The sequence below is a fragment of the Streptomyces sp. ICBB 8177 genome, from assembly GCF_003144095.1.
Lineage (GTDB): Bacteria > Actinomycetota > Actinomycetes > Streptomycetales > Streptomycetaceae > Streptantibioticus_D.
In genome coordinates, this window is sequence record NZ_NSKH01000023.1 from 800,104 (window position 1) to 820,703 (window position 20,600).

Consider the following 20,600-nt stretch of genomic DNA (forward strand, 5'->3'; position numbering starts at 1 on the left):
CCCACCGCGTCATGGGGGAGCGCCACGACGAACGTCGCTGCGGTCATCCGTCCCTCATCCTCGAAGGGCACCTCGTAGCACGCCCTCGTTGGGTGCCTGGAATCCGCCGATCCCCCTCTCGAGCAGTTCGGCCAGCCGCAGCGGGGTGCGGTCCTCGAACATCGGGCCGATGAGCTGTACTCCCACCGGCAGGCCCTCGGGGGACAGGCCCGCTGGTACGGCGGTGGCGGGCAGGCCGGGCATGGTGGCCAGGCCGGCCCAGACGAACTGGTCGAGGAACGGGTACTCGACGCCGTCGATGTCGATCCGCCGTTCCAGCAGATTGGGGTCGGGGTCGTGCGGGAATGCGGGCGTCGGCGTGACCGGGCACACCACAGCGTCGAACTCGGTGAACAGCCGCCGCCAGCCATGGCGGTGGAGTTCGCGACGGCTGTCCGCCTCCAGCCAGTCGCGGTGACTGAACCCCATGGCGCGCAGCCGCGTCGCGCCGAGACTCCGGTCGTCCGCGCTGAGTCCGGCGGCGCGGGTCCGCAACTGTTCGTGGGATTCGGTGGGAAAGCGCGCAGCGGATCCCGAAATCAGCAACTGCGTGTAGAGCGTCGCGGCTTCGGCCAGGTCGGGCAGCAGCGGACTGTGCCGTTCGACGCGGGCGCCGTCGGCGACGAGCGCGTCGGCCACCCGGTTCACGCCCGCCCGCACAGCGGAACCGGTCGGAACGAGCGGATGCTCGTCGAGGACCAGGACCCGGAAACCGCTGAGCCGCTCGTGGCGCGCGGGCGGCAGCTCCAAACGGTACGCCACGCCGAGCGTCAGAGGATCCGGCCCGGCCATGACGTCGAGCAGGAGCGCGAGGTCGCGGGCGGTACGCGCCATCGGGCCGACGACGGCGAGGTCGAGCTCGACCGGCAACGCAGGCGCGGGCGGCGGGACCATGCCGCGGTTCGCCACCAGCCCCAGCGTGGGCTTGTGCGCGTAGACACCGCAGTAATGCGCGGGGACGCGCAGCGAACCGGCGATGTCGGAGCCGATGGACAGCGCGCCGAACCCGGACGCCAGGGCCGCCGCCGACCCACCGGAGGACCCACCCGGCGTGCGATCGAGATCCCACGGGTTGTTGGTGGTGCCGTAGACCTCGTTGAAGCTCTGCCAGTCCTGGAGCCCCAACGGCACATTGGTCTTGCCGAGCACGACCGCGCCCGCGTCCTTGAGCCGCGTCACCTGCACCGCGTCCTCGGCCGGTATGTGGTCCCGGTGTGGCGGCATGCCCCACGTCGTGGGCAACCCGGCGATGTCGTAGGACTCCTTCACCGTCACCGGAACACCGAGCAACGGCCGGTCCTCACCACGGGCACGCGCCCGGTCGGCACGGCGCGCGGCGGCCCGCGCGCGGTCGAAGTCCGGCACACAGATCGCGTTGACCGCTTTGTCGTCCCGCTCGATACGAGCGATCGCCTCCTCGGTCAGCTCCACCGAGGTCACCTCACCGGCGCGCAGGGCGGCCGTGAGTTCTTCCGCAGACTTCAGGTTCCACTCCATGAATTCGACCGTACTGGCCTCTGGAAGAGGTCATAAAACGCCGGTTCGCGCAATGGCTGGATGCCTCAACTCATCACGTCGGCGCCCGGGTTCGGCCGGAGAGCGCCGCCCGGTACCCGCCAAGGCATGCTGCGGGGAGTTCGACGCCCGCGCGCCATCGAGCGCCATCCCCGCCCGAACACGGTGACGTGATCGAGGCGGGCGAGTCGGGCGGCGGTGCAGAGGCGGTGGCCGGCGACCGGCCACCGTGAAGACGCGAGGCTTCATCGCTGAGGCCCTGAGGCCCTGAGGCCCTGAGGCCCTGAGGCCCTGAGGCCCTGAGGCTCTGACGCCCTGAGGCCTTGAGGCCCTGAAGCCGTGCGCCAGCCCGTGCCAGACGCCCCCCACGTCACGCCTCCGCCCCGCGAGCCTTGAGCCCGCCCCGCCGGGGGCCACGCCCGCCCCGCACGCGCGCACGCCACCCACCCCCAAGGTCACGATCCGGATTCGCCCTCTTGCGGAGCTCGCATGTAATCGATTCCAATGCGTGGAATCGTTTCCACAAGGAGCTGTGCCCATGGCGAGCATCAAGGACGTGGCCTCCCGGGCCGGCGTCTCCGTTGCCACGGTGTCCCGGGTGCTCAACGAGCACCCGGCCGTCCGGCCCGAGACCCGTACCCGGGTGCTGGCCGCCGTCACGGCCCTGGGCTACCGGCCCAACGCGGTCGCCCGCTCCCTGCGCACCGATCAGACCCGCGCCCTCGGCCTGGTCATCAGCGACGTGCTCAACCCGTTCTTCACCGAGCTGGCCCGCTCGGTGGAGGACGAGGCCCGCGCCCTCGGCTACAGCGTGGTCATCGGCAACGCGGACGAGCAGCCCGAGTTGCAGGACCACCACGTCCGCACCCTGATCGACCGCCGGATCGACGGGCTGCTGGTCAGCCCGGCCGACGGCGGGTCGCCGATGATCACCGAGACCGCGCGCGCGGGCGGCACCCCGATGGTGTTCGTCGACCGCTGGATCCCCGGCCTGGACGTCCCCGTGGTGCGCACCGACGGCACCGCCGCCGTGCGCGATCTGGTGACCCACCTCCACGGGCTCGGCCACCGCCGGATCGCCGTGATCGCGGGGCCCGCCGCGACCACCACCGGGAGCGAGCGCGTCGAGGCGTTCCGGCAGGCCCTCGCCGAGTACGGCCTGCCGCTGCCGCGGGAGTACGTCGGGCAGGGCGACTTCCAGGCCGCCAGCGGTCGCCGGGTGACCGCTGGCTTCCTCGACCTCGCCGAGCCGCCCGAGGCCATCTTCGCCACCGACAACCTGATGGCGCTCGGCGCGATGGACGAGATCCGCGCCCGCGGCCTGCGGGTGCCCGACGACGTCGCGCTCGCCGCCTTCGACGACATCCCCTGGTTCCTGCACACCGACCCGCCCGTCACCGCCATCGCCCAGCCCACCGGTGAACTCGGCCGTGCGGCCGTACGCGCCCTGGTCGACCGCATCGAGGGCGGGGCCGCGGAGTCCGTCACCCTTGCCGCACGCCTCGTCGTCCGCGGGTCCTGCGGCGAGACGGCGAGCGGCGAGACGACAAGGAGCAGCAGTTGAGCAGCGTCGCCACTTCGACCACACCACCGGCTCCGGCACCGGGAGAAGCCGGGGAACTTCTCCGGATGGAAGGCGTGCGCAAGACCTTCCCCGGCGTCGTGGCGCTGGATCACGTCGACTTCGACCTGCGCCGGGGGGAGGTGCACGTCCTGCTCGGCGAGAACGGGGCGGGCAAGAGCACCCTGATCAAGATGCTCTCCGGTGCCCACCGTCCCGACCAGGGCCGCATCCTGGTCGGCGGAGAACCGGTGCGCATCAACGGCGCGCAGGACGCGGAGCGCCTGGGGATCGCCACCATCTACCAGGAGTTCAACCTGGTACCGGAGTTGAGCGTCGCGGAGAACATCTTCCTGGGCCGCCAGCCGCGCAGGCTAGGCCTCGTCGACCGCCGCAGGATGAACGCGGACGCGGCGCGACTGCTCGCCCGGGTGGGCGTGGACGTCGCGCCGCAGACCCGGGTCGGCGACCTCGGCATCGCGCGGTTGCAGATGGTGGAGATCGCCAAGGCGCTGAGCCTGGACGCCCGCGTGCTCATCATGGACGAACCGACCGCGGTGCTCACCACCGACGAGGTGGACAAGCTCTTCCGGATCGTGCGCGCCCTGCGCGAGGACGGCGTGGGCGTCGTCTTCATCACCCACCACCTGGAGGAGATCGCCGCGCTGGGCGACCGGGTCACCGTCCTGCGGGACGGCCGCAGCGTGACCCAGGTGCCGGCCGACACTCCCGAGGAGGAACTGGTCCGGCTCATGGTCGGACGCAGCATCGAGGCGCAGTACCCGCGTGAACGGGCCGCGCCCGGCGCCCCGTTGCTCAAGGTGACCGGGCTGACCCGGCACGGCGCCTTCGCCGACGTCGGTTTCGAGGTGCGCGCAGGTGAGGTGGTCGGCCTGGCCGGGCTGGTCGGTGCCGGACGCACCGAGGTGGTCCGCGCGGTGTTCGGAGCGGACCCCTACGACTCCGGCACGGTCGAGGTGCAGGGGACACCGCTGCCTCGGGGGGACGTCAACGCGGCGATGGACGCCGGGATCGGCCTGGTCCCGGAAGACCGCAAGGGCCAGGGCCTGGTGCTGGGGGCGACCGTCGAGGAGAACCTCGGCCTGGTCACCCTGGGCCGCGGCGCCCGCTGCGGTTTCGTCGACCGCTCGGGTCGGCGCCGCGAGGCGGGCCGGATCGCCGGCCAGCTGAAGGTCCGCATGGCGGGACTCGACCAGCAGGTGCGCACGCTGTCCGGCGGCAACCAGCAGAAGCTGGTCATCGGCAAGTGGCTGCTGGCCGACTCCAAGGTGCTCATCCTCGACGAGCCGACCCGGGGCATCGACGTGGGCGCCAAGGTCGAGATCTACCAACTGGTCAACGAACTGACGGCGTCCGGGCACGCCGTCCTGATGGTCTCAAGCGACCTGCCCGAGGTGCTCGGCATGAGCGACCGGGTGCTGGTCATGGCCAAGGGACGGATCACCGGCGAGCTCGACGCGACGAAGGCAACCCAGGACGCCGTCATGGCACTGGCGGTTACGGATCCGGCGGCGACGCGGCTGCCGGACAGGAAGGTGGAGGTCCCCCGTGGCGACTGAGACGCTCGAACGCGGCACGCCGGCGGCGGGAGGCGCGGGACTGCGCCGCCTGCTGCTGGACAACGGTGCCCTCGCCGCCCTGGTCGTCCTGGTGGTGGCGCTGTCGGTGCTGTCCGGCAGCTTCCTGACCGCGAGCAACCTGCTGAACGTCGGCGTCCAGGCCGCGGTCGACGCGATCCTGGCCTTCGGCGTCACCTTCGTCATCGTCTCCGCGGGCATCGACCTGTCGGTCGGCTCGGTGGCCGCGCTGTCCGCCACCGTGCTCGCCTGGCTGGCGACCCACGCGGGCGTGCCGGTGTGGCTGGCGGTGGTGGTGTCCATAGCCACCGGCATCGTCAGCGGCCTGGTCAGCGGCACGCTCATCTCCTACGGCAAACTGCCGCCGTTCATCGCCACGTTGGCGATGCTCTCGGTCGGCCGCGGTCTGGCCATGGTGATCTCCCAGGGCAGCCCGATCGCCTTCCCCGGCTCGGTCTCCGCGCTCGGTGACACCATCGGCGGCTGGCTGCCGGTCCCGGTCCTCGTCATGGTGGCGATGGGGGTGGTCACCGCGATCGTCCTCGGCCGCACCTACGCGGGCCGCGCGATGTACGCGATCGGCGGCAACGAGGAGGCGGCACGCCTGTCCGGGATCCGGGTCAGGCGGCAGAAGCTGGTGATCTACGCGCTCTCCGGCCTGTTCGCCGCGATCGCGGGCATCGTGCTGGCCTCCCGCCTGGCCTCGGCGCAGCCCGACGCGGCCGACGGCTACGAACTGGACGCGATCGCGGCAGTGGTCATCGGCGGGGCCAGCCTCTCCGGCGGCAAGGGCAAGGCGTCCGGCACCTTCATCGGCGCGCTGATCCTCGCCGTCCTGCGCAACGGCCTCAACCTGCTGAACGTCTCCTCCTTCTGGCAGCAGGTCGTCATCGGTGTGGTGATCGCCCTGGCCGTGCTGCTGGACACGTTGCGCCGCCGAAGCTCCGCCCGCACGGCCACGCCCGGCGCCACCGGCTCACCGGGAGGCGGCAAGAGCCGGTTGCGCGCCAACGCGATCGGCGCCGTCGCGGTGGTCGCCGCCATCGGCCTGGTCATCGGCGTGAACGCGTACCGTTCCGGCTCCGGCACCAGGACGCGGATCGGCCTGACCCTCTCCACCCTGAACGACCCGTTCTTCGTCTCCGTCCGGGCCGGGGCGCAGGCGGAGGCCAGGGCCGAGGGCGTCGACCTCACCGTGACCGACGCCGACAACGACGCCTCCTCGCAGGCCGACCAGGTGTCCAACTTCCTGAGCCAGAGCGACCAGGCGATCATCCTCAACCCGGTGGACTCCAACGCCGCCGCGCCCTCGGCGAAGCTCGCCGCCAAGTCCAAGGTGCCGGTCATCGCGGTGGACCGCGGCGTCACCGGAGCCCCGACCACCAGCCTGGTCGCGTCCGACAACGTCGCCGGCGGCGAACTGGCCGCGAAGGCGATCGCCGCGCAACTCGGCGGCAGGGGAACGATCGTGGTGCTCCAGGGCACCGCAGGCACCTCGGCCGCGCAGGAACGCGAGCAGGGCTTCAAGCAGGGCATCGCCGCGTACCCCGGCATCAGGATCGTCGCGGAACAGCCCGCCGACTTCGACCGCACCAAGGGACTCGACGTCATGGGCAACCTGCTCCAGGCCCACCCCGGCATCAACGGCGTGTTCGCGGCCAACGACGAGATGGCGCTCGGCGCGATCAAGGCGCTGGGCGGCAAGGCGGGCAGGAGCGTCAAGGTCGTCGGCTTCGACGGCGAGAAGGACGGCCTGGCCGCGGTCAGGGCGGGCACCGAGGCGGCCGACGTGGCCCAACGGCCTTCTCAGCTCGGCAGGCTGGCGGTGCGCAACGCCGTGCTCGCGATCAAGGGCAAGAAGGTGCCCGGCGACATCAAGGTGCCGGTCGAGGTCGTCACGTCGAAGAACGTCGCGGGCTTCAAGTCCTGACCCCCGGGCGCTCGCGCTGAATCCGGCCACCGGGCGAGCGAGCCCGGTGGCCGGCTCCCATGAAAGGACGTACAAGGATGCACGCCTACGACCTGGTGGTCGTCGGATCGGCCAACGCCGACCTCGTGGTCCGCGTCGACCGGCGGCCGGGCGCGGGGGAGACGGTGCTCGGCTCCGATCTGGTCACCCACGCCGGTGGCAAGGGCGCCAACCAGGCCGTGGCCGCCGCGCGGCTGGGGGCGACCACGGGACTGCTCGCCCGGGTCGGCGAGGACGCCCACGGGCGGTTGCTCGCCGACTCGCTGGGCGAAGCCGGGGTCGACACCCGCGGACTCCTGGTCGGCGGGGCCCCCACCGGCGTCGCCCTCATCACCGTGGACCCTTCCGGCAACAACAGCATCGTGGTCTCGCCGGGAGCCAACGCGCGGCTCACTCCCGAGGACGTCGACCGGGCCGGGCCGCTGCTCGCCGCCGCCCGGGTGGTCTCGCTCCAACTGGAGATCCCGCTCGTCACCGTCGCCGCCGCGGTGGCCACCGCGGCCCGGGGCGGCACTCGCGTGGTGCTCAACGCGTCGCCGCCCGTGCCGCTGCCCGCCGAGGTGCTGGCGGTCTGCGACCCGCTCGTGGTCAACGAACACGAGGCCGCCTTTCTGCTGCGCGTGGCGGGGGACCCGGCGGGCGAGGAATCGCCGGCGTCGCCGGAGCGGTGGGCCGAGGCCCTGCTGGCCGCCGGGCCCCGGTCGGTCGTGGTGACCCTGGGCGCGGACGGCGCCGTGCTCGCGGACGAGACCGGTGTGGCACGCGTGGCCGGCCTGCGGGTCGAGGCGGTGGACACCACGGGCGCGGGCGACGCCTTCACCGCCGCGCTGGCCTGGCGGCTCGGCCTCGGCGAGAACCTGACCGAGGCGGCCCGCTTCGCCGTGCGCGTCGGCGCGGCCGCGGTCACCCGGCCGGGCGCGCAGGAGTCCTATCCCACCTTCGACGAGGTCGCCGCCCGGTGAGGAAGTCCGGGATCATCAACCGCCGCCTCGCCGGGGCGCTGGCCGGACTCGGCCACACCGACGGCGTCGTGGTCTGCGACGCGGGCCTGCCGATCCCGGCGGGGCCGGAAGTGGTGGACCTCGCCTTCCGCTTCGGCACGCCCTCCTTCGCGGAGGTGCTCGCGGGAGTGCTGGACGAGCTGGTGGTGGAAGCGGCCACCGCGGCGCGGGAGGTCGAGGCGGCCAACCCGCGGGCGGCGCGCGTGCTGGCCGAGGCCTTCCCGCGGACGCTCCAACTGGTCCCGCACGAGACCCTCAAGGCACGGACCGCGCGGGCCCGACTCGTCGTCCGCACGGGCGAGGCCCACCCCTACGCCAACGTGCTGCTGCGATGCGGGGTGCCGTTCTGAGGGAGAGCGCACGACGCCCGGGGGACCGCTGGTCCCCTCAGCCGCCCTCCGGGGCCCGCGCCAGTGTCGCGAACCGTACGGCCAGGCCGTCCAGCAGGGCCGTCAGGCCCACCTCGAACGCGCCCTCGTCCACGCGCTGCTGGTGCTCGGGCAGCAGGTGCGCCTGGCCCAGGTGCGGGTACGCCGCCGGGTCGTAGGCCGCCGGGTCGCCGACGAAACCGCGGGCGAAGGAGCCCAGGGCCGAACCGGCCACGAAATACCGCATCATGGCGCCGATCAGGGTCGCCTCGGCCACCGGCCAGCCCGCCTCGACCATCGCGCCGAAGACCGCGTCGGCCATGCGCAGGCCGGCCGGACGGCGGCCGGGGCCCTGGGCGAGGAACGGGACGATGTTGGGGTGCGCGGTGAGGGCGGCCCGGTAGGAGCGGGCCCACGCGGTCAGCGCGGCCCGCCAGTCCGCGCACCCCTCGAACATCGACAGGGCGACTTCGCCGACCACGGTGTCGGCGACCGCGTCGAGGATCTCGTCCTTGGTGCGGAAGTGGTTGTACAGGGACGGCCCGCTGACCCCCAGCTCCGCCGCCAGCCTGCGCGTCGAGACCGCCCCCAGGCCCTCGGTGTCGACCAGGGCGAGCGCCGCGGCGACGATGCCGGCTCGGCTGAGCAGGGGCTTGCGGGGACGGGCCATGCGGCACATAGTAGGGGCTGCCCGCAGAAAACTAGCACTGGTAATTTATGCCGGTGAGTCATGGAACGGAGTGCCGGCCGTGGACCTTGGGCTCAGCGAGGAGCAGACCGCCGTACGGCGGCTCGCCCGGGACTTCGTCGAACGTGAGATCGCGCCGCACGTCGTCGCCTGGGACCGCGCGGAGAGCGTGGACCGCGGCATCGTCGGCAAGCTCGGCGCGGTCGGCTTCCTGGGCCTGACGATCCCCGAGGAGTACGGCGGGTCCGGCGGCGACCACCTGTCGTACTGCCTGGTCACCGAGGAACTCGGGCGCGGCGACTCCTCGGTGCGCGGCATCGTGTCGGTCTCCCTCGGCCTGGTCGCCAAGTCGATCGCGGCCTGGGGGAGCGAGGAACACAAGCGGGGATGGCTGCCGAGGCTGTGCTCCGGTGAGGCGGTCGGCTGCTTCGGGCTGACCGAGCCCGGCACCGGCTCCGACGCGGCCAACCTCACCACGAGGGCCGTCCGCGACGGCGACGAGTACGTCATCGACGGCACCAAGATGTTCATCACCAACGGCACCTGGGCCGACGTCGTCCTGCTCTTCGCCCGCACCGGCGCCGCACCGGGCCACAAGGGCGTCAGCGCCTTCCTGGTCCCCACCGACACTCCCGGTCTCGAACGCCGGGTGATCCACGGCAAGTTGGGGCTGCGCGGGCAGGCCACCGCGGAACTCGTCCTGGACGGCGTGCGGGTGCCGGCCTCCGCGATGATCGCCCCCGAGGGCAAGGGGTTCTCGGTGGCCATGTCGGCCCTGGCCAAGGGGCGGATGTCGGTGGCCGCGGGCTGCGTCGGCATCGCCCAGGCGTGCCTGGACGCGGCGGTGGCGTACGCGGGGGAGCGCGAGCAGTTCGGCGCCCCGATCGCGAGCCGCCAGCTCGTGCAGGAGCTGCTGTCCGACATCGCGGTGGACGTGGACGCCGCGCGCCTGCTGACCTGGCGGGTGGCCGACCACATCGAGCGCGGGCTGCCGTTCGCCACCGAGTCCTCGGTCGCCAAGCTCTACGCGAGCGAGGCCGCGGTGCGCTGCGCCAACAACGCGCTCCAGGTCTTCGGCGGCTACGGCTACATCGACGAGTACCCGGTGGGCAAACTGCTGCGCGACGCGCGGGTGATGACGCTCTACGAGGGCACCAGCCAGATCCACAAGCTGCTGATAGGCCGCGCCCTGACGGGTGTGTCGGCGTTCTGAACCGCGCGGCCGGAGCCCTGCGGCCACGCCCGCTAAGCGCTTGCTCAGGCGGCCATGTAGGGTGTCCGCCATGGACGAGGAGGAGCGCGCGACCGAGGGGTGGGCCGACGTCACACCCGACGCGGCCAGGCGGCTGGTGATCGCCGCCGTGGAGGCGTTCGCCGAGCGGGGCTACCACGCCACCACCACCCGTGACATCGCGGGCCGCGCCGGGATGAGCCCCGCCGCGCTCTACATCCACTACAAGACCAAGGAAGAGCTGCTCTACCAGATCAGCAGGGTCGGCCACCTGCGCTCGCTGAGCCTGGTGCGGGCGGCCCGCGACACCGACGGCACCCCCGCCGAGCGGCTGGACGACGCGGTGCGCCGCTTCGTGCGCTGGCACGCCGAGCACCACACCACCGGCCGCGTCGTCCAGTACGAACTGGGCGCGCTCGCCCCCGAGCACTACACCGAGATCGTCGCGCTGCGCCGGGGCACCGAGGACGTGATCCGCTCGATCATCCGGGACGGCGTGGACAGCGGCGCCTTCGACGTGCCGGACGTGTCCGGGACCACGCTCGCCGTGCTGTCGCTGTGCATCGACGTGGCCCGCTGGTTCAACCCGGCCGGCCGCCGCACCCCGGACGAGGTCGGCACGCTCTACGCGGACCTCGTCCGACGGATGGTCGGCGCCGCCCGCTGACGGGGCGCGTCGCGCCGGTCACACGTACAGCCGTACCACCGTGTCGGCCACGCACACCGGCTTGTCGCCGCCCTCGCGCTCCACGGTGATCCGGGCGACCAGCTGGACGCCGCCGCTCACCTCGTCGACCTCGGCGATCAGGGCGCTCGCCCGAAGCCGCGAGCCCACCGGCACCGGAGCGGGGAAACGCACCTTGTTCACGCCGTAGTTGACGCCCATGCGCACCCCCTCGACGGCGAACAGCTGCGGGGTGAAGGACGGGATCAGCGACAGCGTGAGGTAGCCGTGCGCGATGGTCGTGCCGAACGGCCCGGCCGCCGCCTTCTCGGGGTCGACGTGGATCCACTGGTGGTCGCCGGTCGCGTCCGCGAACAGGTCGATCCGCTTCTGGTCGACCTCGAGCCACTCGGTGGGCCCCATCTCCTGGCCCACGGCCGCCCGCAACTCGTCCACCGATGAGAAGATCCTGGGCTGCGACATCCGATGCCTCCACATGCGTCACGGCGAGCGCTGTCTCACGCGTGCTGGTTTCTAAGCGCTTGCTCAGCATGGTGGGTGCGTCCGGCGCTGTCAACGAGCGCCCGTCCGGCGTCTCCCGCCCGCCCTCCACGGCCGCTCGCCCCCGCCCGGCGCTCGCCCGCCCGCTGCCCGGGCACGCCGTCCGGCTCCCCGCCGCCCGTCAGCGCACGGGCCAGTGCGCGCTGGGACAGGGCGGGCGGCGGCACGAGGATGCCGCAGGTGGCGCAGACCGGGCCGGACGCCGGCTCGTGGCCGAGGTCGTCGTGCCAGACCACCCGGGGACTGGCGCAGACCGGGCAGCCGTCGCCGGGACCGGAGTCCAGCGCGGTGGTCAGCCGCCTCAGGACGTCGGCCAGCCGGTCGTCGGGGTGCCGTGCGGGGTCCTCGCACCACGCCACCCCGAAGCCGCCCCAGGTGCGCCGGTGCCAGTCGTCCATCGGCGTCGGCTTGCGCACGCCGTCGCGCTTCTCGCGCTTGCGGCGGTCGGCGAAACGGGCCTCGTAGACCTGCCAGACCCTTCTGGCCTCCTCCAGCTCCTCGATCGCGGCGAGCAGCTGGTCGGGGCGGGGATGCCGGTCGTGGGGCGACATGCCGTGCCGTACGCACAAGTGGTGCCAGGTGGCACGGTGGCCGTACGGGGCGAAGTGCTCCAGGCATCTGCGCAGCGAGGTCCGCCGCTCCGCCGCCACCAGTCTCGGGTCGCGCACCCGTCTGGCGAGGCTCCGGAAACCTGCCATCTCTCCCACCTCCATCGGTCGCGGTCCGTGGATGGGACGTAGCGGACCGCCGATCGGCTCCCGCGAAACGGGAATTGGTGAACGCGTTCCCGGCGAAACGGGAAGAACTCCTGCCCGTGGGGAAACGTGACGTGTGCTCATCTTCACCTCGTGGCATACCGGCGGTAACGTCCGTCGCACTGTCTCGCATCGGCTACGGGAGGAGCAGGTATGCGACGACGTATCCTCGGGCTGAGAGCAGCCGCCCTGACCGCGCTGCTCGCGCTGGGGACCGGCCTGGTCGTCCCCGCGCAGCAGGCGGTGGGCGCGGCGGCCGCCACCAACGACTACTGCCAGGGCCAGTGTTCGGACATCCTGCCCCCCGGTGAGAACGGCAACGCCACGCTCGCCGACATCCTCGCCAACAAGGCGCTCGGCACCCATCCCGCGCACAGCGACGACCAACTCGGGCCCTACGACTCGCTGTCCGACGACTACGGCTCGCTGACCGACTCGTCCATCGACCAGTTCTTCAACGACTCCTCGTTCGGCGTCCCGGCCGCCGACGTCGCGTCGGTGGAGAGCCCCCGCTCCGACGTCACCATCACCCGCGACAAGGCCACCGGCGTCCCGCACATCCTGGGCACCACCCGCTCCGGCACCGAGTTCGGCGCCGGGTACGCGGCGGCCGAGGACCGGCTGTGGCTGATGGACCTCTTCCGGCACGTCGGCCGCGGCCAGCTGACCTCGTTCGCCGGTGGCGCCGCCGCCAACCAGGGCCTGGAACAGCAGTTCTACCAGGCCGCCCCCTACACCGAGGCCGACCTGCAGGCCCAGGTCGACCGGATCGCCAACGACAACGGAGCCCGCGGCAAGCAGGCCCTCGCCGACGCCCAGGCCTACGTGGACGGCATCAACGCCTACATCGACAAGGCGAAGGCGGGCCGCTACTTCCCCGGCGAGTACGACCTGACCGGCCACATGAACGCCATCACCAACGCCGGGACCATCGACCACTTCACCGTCACCGACCTGATCGCGCTCGCCTCCGTCATCGGAGCGCTGTTCGGTTCGGGGGGCGGCGGCGAGGTGCAGAACGCGCTGTCGCTCGAGGCCGCGCAGGCCAAGTACGGCGTGACCGAGGGCACCAAGGTCTGGGAGTCCTTCCGGGAGGCCAACGACCCGGAGGCGGTGCTCACCGTCCACGACGGCCAGAGCTTCCCCTACGCCGAGTCGCCGGCGAACCCGCAGGGCGTCGCCATGCCCGACCCCGGCTCCGTCGTGCAGGAACCGCTGGTCTACGACCGCACCGGCTCCGCCGCCGCCGAGCAGAAGTCGGCCACCCACACCCCGCCGAAATCACCTGTCAAGGCGCCGGCGAAGCTGAAGAAGGCGCAGGGCATCTTCGACGACGGGGTGCTCCCCGCCGACCTGCTGACCAACCCGCGCAAGGGCATGTCCAACGCCCTCGTGGTCTCCGGCGCGCACACCGCCAGCGGCCACCCGGTCGCCGTCTTCGGCCCGCAGACCGGCTACTTCGCGCCGCAACTGCTGATGCTGGAGGAACTCCAGGGCCCGGGGATCGACGCCCGGGGCGCCGCGTTCGCAGGCCTCAGCCTCTACGTGGAACTGGGGCGCGGCGAGGACTACGCGTGGAGCGCGACCTCCGGTGAGCAGGACGTCACCGACACCTACGCCGTCCAGCTGTGCGACCCCGACGGCGGCACGCCGACCACGGCGGACGACTACTACCTCTACCACGGCACGTGCACGCCGTTCCAGGAACTCCAGCAGGCCGACTCCTGGTCCCCGACGCTCGCCGACTCCACCGCCGCGGGCGGGTACACGATGCGGATGTACCGCACCAATTACGGCCTGGTGACGGCCAGAGCGACGGTCGGCGGCAAACCCGTCGCCTACACCTCGCTGCGCAGTTCGTACATGCACGAGGCCGACTCGATCATCGGCTTCCAGATGCTCAACGACCCCGGCTACGTGCACGATCCGGCGAGCTTCCAGAGCGCCGTGCAGCACATCAACTACACCTTCAACTGGTTCTACGCCGACTCCGAGCACACCGCGTACTACAACTCCGGCAACAACCCGGTGCGGGCGGCGGGCGTCGACCCGTCGCTGCCGGTGACGGCCGAGCCGCAGTACGAGTGGCAGGGCTTCGACCCGTCCACCAACACCGCCGACTACACCCCGCCCGCGCAGCACCCGCAGTCGGTGGACCAGGACTACTACATCTCCTGGAACAACAAGCAGGCCAAGGACTACGCCTCCGCCAACTTCGGCGACGGCTCGGTGCACCGGGCCAACCTGCTGGACGCGCGCGTCAAGAAGCTCGTGCAGGCGGGCGGCGTCACCCGGGCCTCGCTCACCCAGGCGATGGAGGACGCGGCCGTCACCGACCTGCGCGGCGAGGACGTACTACCCGACCTGCTCGCCGTGCTGCACAGTTCACCCATCACCGATCCGCAACTGTCCAACGACGTACAGGAGTTGCAGAACTGGCTGAACGACGGCGCCAAGCGCCGCGAGACCTCGCCCGGCTCGCACACCTACGCCGACTCCGACGCCGTCCGCATCATGGACGCCTGGTGGCCGCTGCTGGTCAAGGCGGAGTTCGAACCGGGGCTCGGCAGCGACCTGTACACCGCGCTCACGGACAACCTCACGGTGGACGAGTCGCCGTCCGCCGGACACGGCCCCACCGGCAGCCACGCGGGCAGCTCCTTCCAGTACGGCTGGTGGAGCTACGTCGACAAGGACCTGCGGGCGGTGCTGGGCAAGCCGGTACAGGGCGGCCTGGCGCAGAAGTTCTGCGGCGGCGGCGACCTCGCCTCCTGCCAGTCCACCTTGCTGACCACGCTCGGACAGGCCGCGGCCACCCCGGCGACCACGGTCTACCCGGGTGACTCCACCGGCTGCTCGGCCGGCGACCAGTGGTGCGCCGACAGCATCGAGCAGCGCCCGCTGGGCGGCATCAGCCAGAACCGCATCTCCTGGCAGAACCGCCCCACCTTCCAGCAGGTCGTCGAGTTCCCCTCGCACCGCTGACGGCCTCACGACGCAGGACAACGGCCCGGTACCGTGCGGCAGTTCACGCCGTACGGCACCGGGCCGTCCTCTTCCGCGGCCTACCGCATGATCCGGGCCGCCCGCAGCACCACCCGGGCCAGGTCCGCGTGGCAGACGTCGAGGTGGGCGCCGACCGGCGGGCAGCCGTTGCGCACCACCGACGAGGCGTCCACGCTCACCCGCCCGCTGTCCGGGAACCGCCGCGTCACGCTCGGCGCGGTCGCGGCCAGCGGCAGTCGCACGGCCTCCTGCGCCAGCCCCGCGTAGCCCACCGCCCGCGGGCCTTCCGGTGTCCCCGTCACCCGCGACGCGATCGGGTACAGCACTCCGAGCCAGTCGTCGTGCCGGGAATGGCAGACCACCACGGGTCCGGCGACCCGCCGCTCCACCCCCCGCAACTCCTCCTCCGTCAGCGGCGCCTGAAGGAGCGTCAGCGACCCGGCCGGCCGCAGGGCCGAGCGCGCCGCGGACGCCGCCAGGGCCGCGCCGAATCCGTGGCCCAGCAGGTGGACCCGGGTGCCCGCGGCGTCCCTGGCCAGCCGTCCCAGCGCCGGGCCGAGCCCCACCTCGCCCGCGTGGGCACCGCGTCGCAGCATCAGCCCGTACGCCGCCTGCCGCAGCACCTCGCGCGCGCCGCTCCACAGCCGCGCGAAGGGGTCACCCGGCAGCCGCGCCCCGGTGCGCTCCAGCGCGCCCGCGAACTCCTCGTACACCCGGGCGGGCAGGTCGTTGAGCATCGCCAGCGGTGGCTCGCCGGACAGCTTGCGCACCAGGCCGAGGAACTCCGCCAACCGCGCCTGCGACAGCGGCCGTTCGCGCAGCAGTCCGTTCATCCTCCGCAAGGACTCGGTGTGTTCGGGGAACAGGGCCACCAGGCCGTCCAGGGTCTCGGCCGCCACACCGCGCTCCAGCGCCATGTTGGCCGCCTGGTCGGCGAAGGCGTTCGGCTTGTGGTCCACCGCGGGCTCCTCGGCGAACCGCAGCGACGGCCAGAACACCCCGGCGTACCCCACCCGCGCCGAGGTGCCGTCCCGCACCAGCAGTGCCGGGAACGGCGTGAAGAAGCGGCGCAGCAGCCGCGTGGTGGTCGTGTGGTCGTTGTTCCAGCCGTGCGCGAAGACGACCAGATCGGTCAGCCTGCGCTCGCGCACCCCTCTGGCCAGGGCGTCCCGGCGCGCCGGGTCCAGCGCCCCCGAGGCGTCCACGGCCAGTTCCCAGTACGGCTCCACCCCGATGCCCGCCATGAGCGCATCATCGCGGCAGCGGGCGGTCCCGGCCAGGGGGCGCGGCGCATTCCGCCCGGTCCCGGCCCTTCCGGGGGCGCCGACCGACCGCTTAGTATGTCCGGCGGACGGGGTGGTCCGACCAACCGAAGGGACGCCAAACGTGGGCGCGCACCAGGGAACACGGGTCTTCGTCAGCGGCGCGGGCCGCGGCATCGGTGCCGCGCTCGCCAGACGGTTCGCGGCCGAGGGCGCCCGGGTCGCCGTCAACGACCTGGACGCGGACGCCGCCGGGGCGGTCGCCGAGGAGATCGGCGGTGTCGCGGTCCCCGGCGACGCGGCGGGCGAGCAGGGCGTCGCCGACCTGGTCAAGCAGGCCACCGCGGCACTCGGCGGCGGCATCGAGGTCTACTGCGCCAACGCCGGAGTCCCCACCGGCGGCGGTCCCGAAGCGCCCGAGGAGGACTGGGCGCTGGCCTGGGACGTCAACGTGATGGCCCACGTGCGCGCCGCCCGGATCCTGCTCCCGGAGTGGCTGGAGCGCGGCGAGGGCCGGTTCGTGGCGACCGTCTCGGCGGCCGGGCTGCTGACCATGGTCGGTGCCGCGCCCTACTCGGTCACCAAGCACGGCGCCTACGCCTTCGCCGAGTGGCTGTCGCTGACCTACCGGCACCGCGGCGTCCACGTGCACGCGATCTGCCCGCAGGGGGTGCGCACCGACATGCTCGCGGTCACCGGCGAGGCGGGCGACCTCGTGCTGCGGCCCACCGCCATCGAGCCCGAGCAGGTCGCCGACGCGCTGCTCACCGGCATCGCCGAGGACCGCTTCCTGATCCTGCCGCACCCGGAGGTCGGCGACTACTACGCGGTCCGCGCGAGCGACCCGGGCCGCTGGCTGGGCGGTATGAACAAGGTGCAGCGGAAGCTGGAGGGCCAGGCATGACGAAGGCGACCGACAGCGCGGGCCCCACCTACGCGGACCGCCCCTGGCGGCGGCACTTCGCGCCCGAACTCCTCGCGCTGCCCGAGCCCCCGCCCTCCGTGCTCGACGCCTTCCGCGCCTCCGCCGCCCGGGTGCCGGACCGCCTCGCGATCGCCTACTTCGACGGCCGTCTGACGTACCGTCAACTGGACGAGCTGAGCGACGGGCTGGCGGCGTACCTCGCGGAGCGCGGCTTCCGGCGCGGTGACCGGCTGGCGATCGTGCAGCAGAACACCCCGCAGTTCGTCCTCGCGCTGCTGGGCGCGTGGAAGGCGGGCGGCGTCGTGGTGCCCGTCAACCCCATGTACAAGGAGCGCGAGATATCCCACGTGCTGCGGGACGCGGGAGTCGTCGCGCTCGTCTGCCACGAACGCGACTGGCACTCCCACATCCGCGCCGCCGCTCAGGGCTCCGGGTTGCGCGTGCCGCTGGTCACCAGCGCACTCGACCTCCAGACCCGCGACGACCAACGCCTCTTCGCCGGCCACGAACGCCTGTCGGCCGACGACGCCGACGACCTGCTGACCGTCGCGCGCACCACGAAGGCCGAGCCGCCCGCCGATCCCCGGTTCGGGCCCGGCGACACCGCGTTGATCAGCTACACCTCCGGCACCTCCGGCACCCCGAAGGGCGCCCTGAACACCCACGGCAACATCGCGTACAACGCCCACCGCCAGGGCCACGTGCTCGGGCTGCCGGACGGCGCCGTGATCTTCGCCCTCGCGCCGCTGTTCCACATCACCGGCATGGTCTGCCAGCTGTCAGCCGCCCTGACCTCCGGCGACGCCGTGGCACTGGCGTACCGCTTCGAGCCGGGCGTGGTGCTCGACGCCGTCCGCGAACACCGGCCCGCCTACATGGTCGGCCCGTCCACCGCCTACATGGCGCTGATGGCGCGCGCCGACGCCACCGCCGAGGACTTCGCCTGCTTCCAGGTGCTCAGCTCCGGCGGGGCGCCGCTGCCGCCCGCGATCGTCGCGGAGTTCCGCCGCCGCTTCGGCCACTACATCCGCAACGGCTACGGGCTCACCGAGTGCACCGCGCCGTGCGCCTCCGTGCCGCCGGGCCTGGAGGCGCCGCTCGACCCGGAGTCGGGCACGCTCGCCGTCGGCGTACCGGGGCCCGACACCGACGTGCGCATCGTGGACGACTCCGGTCACGACGTGCCGTTCGGCGAACGCGGCGAGATCGCGGTGCGTGGACCGATGGTCGTGCCCGGTTACTGGCAGCGGCCCGAGGAGTCGGCCGCCGCGATGCCGGACGGCGAACTGCGCACCGGCGACATCGGGTTCATGGACACCGACGGCTGGCTCTACGTCGTCGACCGCAAGAAGGACATGATCAACGCCTCCGGCTTCAAGGTCTGGCCGCGCGAGGTCGAGGACGTCCTCTACACCCACCCCGCGGTGCGCGAGGCCGCGGTGGTCGGCGTGCCCGACGCGTACCGGGGCGAGACGGTGAAGGCGTACGTGAGCCTCAAGCCCGGTGCGACCGCCGACCCCGCCGAGATCGCCGCGTACTGCAAGGAACGGCTCGCCGCCTACAAGTACCCGCGCGAGGTCGAACTCCTGCCGGACCTGCCCAAGACGGCCACCGGCAAGATCCTGCGGCGGCAACTGCGCGACCAGGGGGGCGCAGCGGCGAAGGGAGCGCCCGGCCAGGCGCCGACGCAGCGGGAGGCATAGATCCGTACCGGTCGGTATGCTGGCCCGGCGGTCCGGGATCACGCGGACCGCCGGGCGAGAGGGGACCGGAACATGGCGGAGAGCGCAGGGACCAGGGCGAGCGCGGCGGTGCCGCGGCGGCTGCTGGCCGAGGCCACCCGGCTCTTCGCCGAACGCGGCTTCGACCGCACCTCCGTCCAGGAGATCGTCGAGGCCGCGGGCGTGACCAAGGGCGCGCTCTACCACTACTTCGGCAGCAAGGACGACCTGCTGCACGAGGTCTACGCCCGGGTGCTGCGCCTTCAGACGGAGCGCCTGGAGCGGATCGCGGCGGGCGGCGGGAGCGTGGCGCAGCGGCTGCGCGCCGCCGCGGCCGACGTCGTGGTCACCAGCATCGAGAACCTGGACGACACCAAGATCTTCTTCCGCTCGATGCACCAGCTCAGCCCCGAGAAGCAGAAGGCGGTACGGGCGGACCGGCGCCGCTACCACGAGCGGTTCCGCGCCCTGGTGGAGGAAGGACAGCGCGAGGGCGTCTTCCGCGCCGAACTGCGCCCCGACCTCGTCGTGGACTACTTCTTCGGCTCGGTGCACCACCTCGGCACCTGGTACCGCGAGGACGGCCCGCTCGACGCCGAGCAGGTCGCCTCGGACTTCGCGGACATGCTGCTGTACTCGGTACGGCGGCCCTGACGTTACGGAGAACCGGCAGTGAAGGCATGGCGAGTCCACAGCAACGGCGAACCGCGTGCGGCGATGCGCCTGGACGAGGTGGAACGGCCCACGGCCGGCCCCGGGCAGGTGCTGGTGAGGGTGCGCGCGGCGAACGTCAACTTCCCCGACGCGCTGCTGTGCCGGGGCCAGTACCAGATCAGGCCGCCGCTGCCGTTCACCCCCGGCGTGGAGCTGTGCGGCGAGGTGGTCACCGCCGAGCCGTCCACCGGTTTCCGCGAGGGCGACCGCGTCATCTCCCCGGCCGCGCTGCCCGGTGGCGCCTTCGCCGAGTACGCGGTGGTGGACGCCGCGACCGTGCTGGCCGCGCCCGAGGCCCTTGACGACGCCGAGGCTGCCGCCCTGCACATCGGCTACCAGACCGGCTGGTTCGGGCTGCACCGCAGGGCCGCGCTGAAGGCGGGGGAGACGCTGCTGGTGCACGCCGCCGCCGGCGGAGTGGGCAGCGCCGCCGTGCAGTTGGGCAAGGCGGCCGGCGCCACGGTCATCGGCGTCGCGGGCGGCCCCGGCAAGGCGGACGTCGCGCGGAAGCTGGGCTGCGACGTGGTGGTCGACCGGCGCTCGGAGGACTTCGTGGCCGTGGTCAAGGAGGTCACCGGCGGGCGCGGCGCCGACGTGGTCTACGACCCGGTCGGCGGCGAGGCGTACACCCGCTCCACCAAGTGCGTCGCGTTCGAGGGCCGCATCGTGGTGGTCGGCTTCACCAGCGGCACGATCCCGGCGCCCGGCCTCAACCACGCGCTGGTGAAGAACTACGCGATCCTGGGCCTGCACTGGGGCCTGTACAACACCCACGACCCGGCCGCGATCCGCCACTGCCACGAGGAGCTGACCCGCCTCGCGACCGACGGCGCGGTCCGCCCGCTGGTCAGCGAGCGCGTCCCGCTGACCGGCGCGGCCGACGCGGTGCAGCGCGTCGCGGACGGCACGACGACCGGCCGGGTGGTCGTCGTCAACGACTGAACGTCGTCAACGACTGAGCAGTCAACGCGCTTGCGGAGGGCCGCCGTTGGGCGGCCCTCCGCCGTTTCGCACGGCAACGA

16 protein-coding genes and 1 pseudogene are annotated in these 20,600 nt (G+C 72.6%); 12 read left to right on the forward strand and 5 right to left on the reverse strand.

Annotation, left to right across the window (positions count from 1 at the left end; all coding sequences use genetic code 11):
• Positions 1 to 54 precede the first annotated feature (54 nt).
• Positions 55 to 1,536: an amidase gene (locus CK485_RS23900; protein ID WP_109453900.1), complete on the reverse strand. Its 1,482-nt coding sequence runs from the start codon at positions 1,534 to 1,536 to the stop codon at positions 55 to 57.
• Between the two features lie 556 nt (positions 1,537 to 2,092).
• Here CK485_RS23900 and CK485_RS23905 point away from each other — a divergent pair.
• The 5 genes from CK485_RS23905 (at position 2,093) to rbsD (ending at position 8,033) form a co-directional block, all read left to right on the forward strand.
• A complete protein-coding gene (locus CK485_RS23905) occupies positions 2,093 to 3,118 on the forward strand; it encodes a LacI family DNA-binding transcriptional regulator (RefSeq protein WP_109453901.1) in 1,026 nt (341 codons plus the stop codon).
• A gap of 65 nt (positions 3,119 to 3,183) precedes the next feature.
• Positions 3,184 to 4,695 carry a sugar ABC transporter ATP-binding protein gene (locus tag CK485_RS23910; RefSeq protein ID WP_109453902.1) on the forward strand — a complete coding sequence of 504 codons (1,512 nt, stop codon included), beginning with the start codon at positions 3,184 to 3,186 and terminating at the stop codon, positions 4,693 to 4,695.
• A complete protein-coding gene (locus tag CK485_RS23915) occupies positions 4,685 to 6,643 on the forward strand; it encodes a substrate-binding domain-containing protein (RefSeq protein WP_109453903.1) in 1,959 nt (652 codons plus the stop codon). The genes CK485_RS23910 and CK485_RS23915 overlap by 11 nt, the downstream gene beginning before the upstream one ends.
• A 77-nt stretch (positions 6,644 to 6,720) precedes the next feature.
• Entirely contained in the window at positions 6,721 to 7,644 is a 924-nt protein-coding gene (locus tag CK485_RS23920) for a ribokinase (protein ID WP_109453904.1), read from the forward strand.
• Complete coding sequence (rbsD, locus tag CK485_RS23925; protein WP_109453905.1) at positions 7,641 to 8,033, forward strand: D-ribose pyranase; 393 nt, start codon at positions 7,641 to 7,643, stop codon at positions 8,031 to 8,033. Before CK485_RS23920 ends, rbsD begins: the two co-directional genes overlap by 4 nt.
• Before the next feature lie 37 nt (positions 8,034 to 8,070).
• On the opposite strand, the gene CK485_RS23930 is transcribed toward rbsD, so the two are convergent.
• The gene (locus CK485_RS23930) at positions 8,071 to 8,721 is read right to left on the reverse strand and encodes a TetR/AcrR family transcriptional regulator (RefSeq protein ID WP_109453906.1); all 651 of its coding nucleotides are present in this window, start codon (positions 8,719 to 8,721) and stop codon (positions 8,071 to 8,073) included.
• A 79-nt stretch (positions 8,722 to 8,800) separates the two neighbouring features.
• On the opposite strand from CK485_RS23930, the gene CK485_RS23935 reads away from it, so the two are divergent.
• Positions 8,801 to 9,952 (forward strand): acyl-CoA dehydrogenase family protein, encoded by a 1,152-nt coding sequence (locus CK485_RS23935; RefSeq protein WP_109454387.1) that lies wholly within the window; start codon positions 8,801 to 8,803, stop codon positions 9,950 to 9,952.
• Between the two features lie 70 nt (positions 9,953 to 10,022).
• Positions 10,023 to 10,637: a TetR/AcrR family transcriptional regulator gene (locus CK485_RS23940; protein WP_109453907.1), complete on the forward strand. Its 615-nt coding sequence runs from the start codon at positions 10,023 to 10,025 to the stop codon at positions 10,635 to 10,637.
• Between the two features lie 18 nt (positions 10,638 to 10,655).
• Here CK485_RS23940 and CK485_RS23945 read toward each other — a convergent pair whose 3' ends face one another.
• Together CK485_RS23945 and CK485_RS23950 are read right to left on the reverse strand one after the other, a co-directional pair.
• Positions 10,656 to 11,117: a MaoC family dehydratase gene (locus tag CK485_RS23945; protein WP_109453908.1), complete on the reverse strand. Its 462-nt coding sequence runs from the start codon at positions 11,115 to 11,117 to the stop codon at positions 10,656 to 10,658.
• A gap of 203 nt (positions 11,118 to 11,320) precedes the next feature.
• Positions 11,321 to 11,893, reverse strand: a pseudogene (locus CK485_RS23950) (hypothetical protein); the annotation flags it as partial.
• 210 nt (positions 11,894 to 12,103) lie between these two features.
• Here CK485_RS23950 and CK485_RS23955 point away from each other — a divergent pair.
• Positions 12,104 to 14,935, forward strand: coding sequence for a penicillin acylase family protein (locus CK485_RS23955; protein ID WP_109453909.1), 2,832 nt, complete (start codon positions 12,104 to 12,106; stop codon positions 14,933 to 14,935).
• Positions 14,936 to 15,015: 80 nt separating this feature from the next.
• On the opposite strand, the gene CK485_RS23960 is transcribed toward CK485_RS23955, so the two are convergent.
• Positions 15,016 to 16,200: a hypothetical protein gene (locus CK485_RS23960; protein WP_109453910.1), complete on the reverse strand. Its 1,185-nt coding sequence runs from the start codon at positions 16,198 to 16,200 to the stop codon at positions 15,016 to 15,018.
• Between the two features lie 142 nt (positions 16,201 to 16,342).
• Between CK485_RS23960 and CK485_RS23965 the strand changes: the two genes are divergently transcribed.
• The 4 genes from CK485_RS23965 (at position 16,343) to CK485_RS23980 (ending at position 20,520) form a co-directional block, all read left to right on the forward strand.
• Positions 16,343 to 17,122 carry an SDR family oxidoreductase gene (locus CK485_RS23965; RefSeq protein ID WP_109453911.1) on the forward strand — a complete coding sequence of 260 codons (780 nt, stop codon included), beginning with the start codon at positions 16,343 to 16,345 and terminating at the stop codon, positions 17,120 to 17,122.
• Positions 17,119 to 18,846, forward strand: coding sequence for an AMP-binding protein (locus CK485_RS23970; protein ID WP_109453912.1), 1,728 nt, complete (start codon positions 17,119 to 17,121; stop codon positions 18,844 to 18,846). Before CK485_RS23965 ends, CK485_RS23970 begins: the two co-directional genes overlap by 4 nt.
• A gap of 72 nt (positions 18,847 to 18,918) precedes the next feature.
• On the forward strand, positions 18,919 to 19,518 hold the full coding sequence (locus tag CK485_RS23975) for a TetR/AcrR family transcriptional regulator (protein ID WP_109453913.1): 600 nt from the start codon (positions 18,919 to 18,921) through the stop codon (positions 19,516 to 19,518).
• A gap of 18 nt (positions 19,519 to 19,536) precedes the next feature.
• The gene (locus CK485_RS23980; RefSeq protein ID WP_109453914.1) at positions 19,537 to 20,520 is read left to right on the forward strand and encodes an NADPH:quinone oxidoreductase family protein; all 984 of its coding nucleotides are present in this window, start codon (positions 19,537 to 19,539) and stop codon (positions 20,518 to 20,520) included.
• Positions 20,521 to 20,600 lie beyond the last annotated feature (80 nt).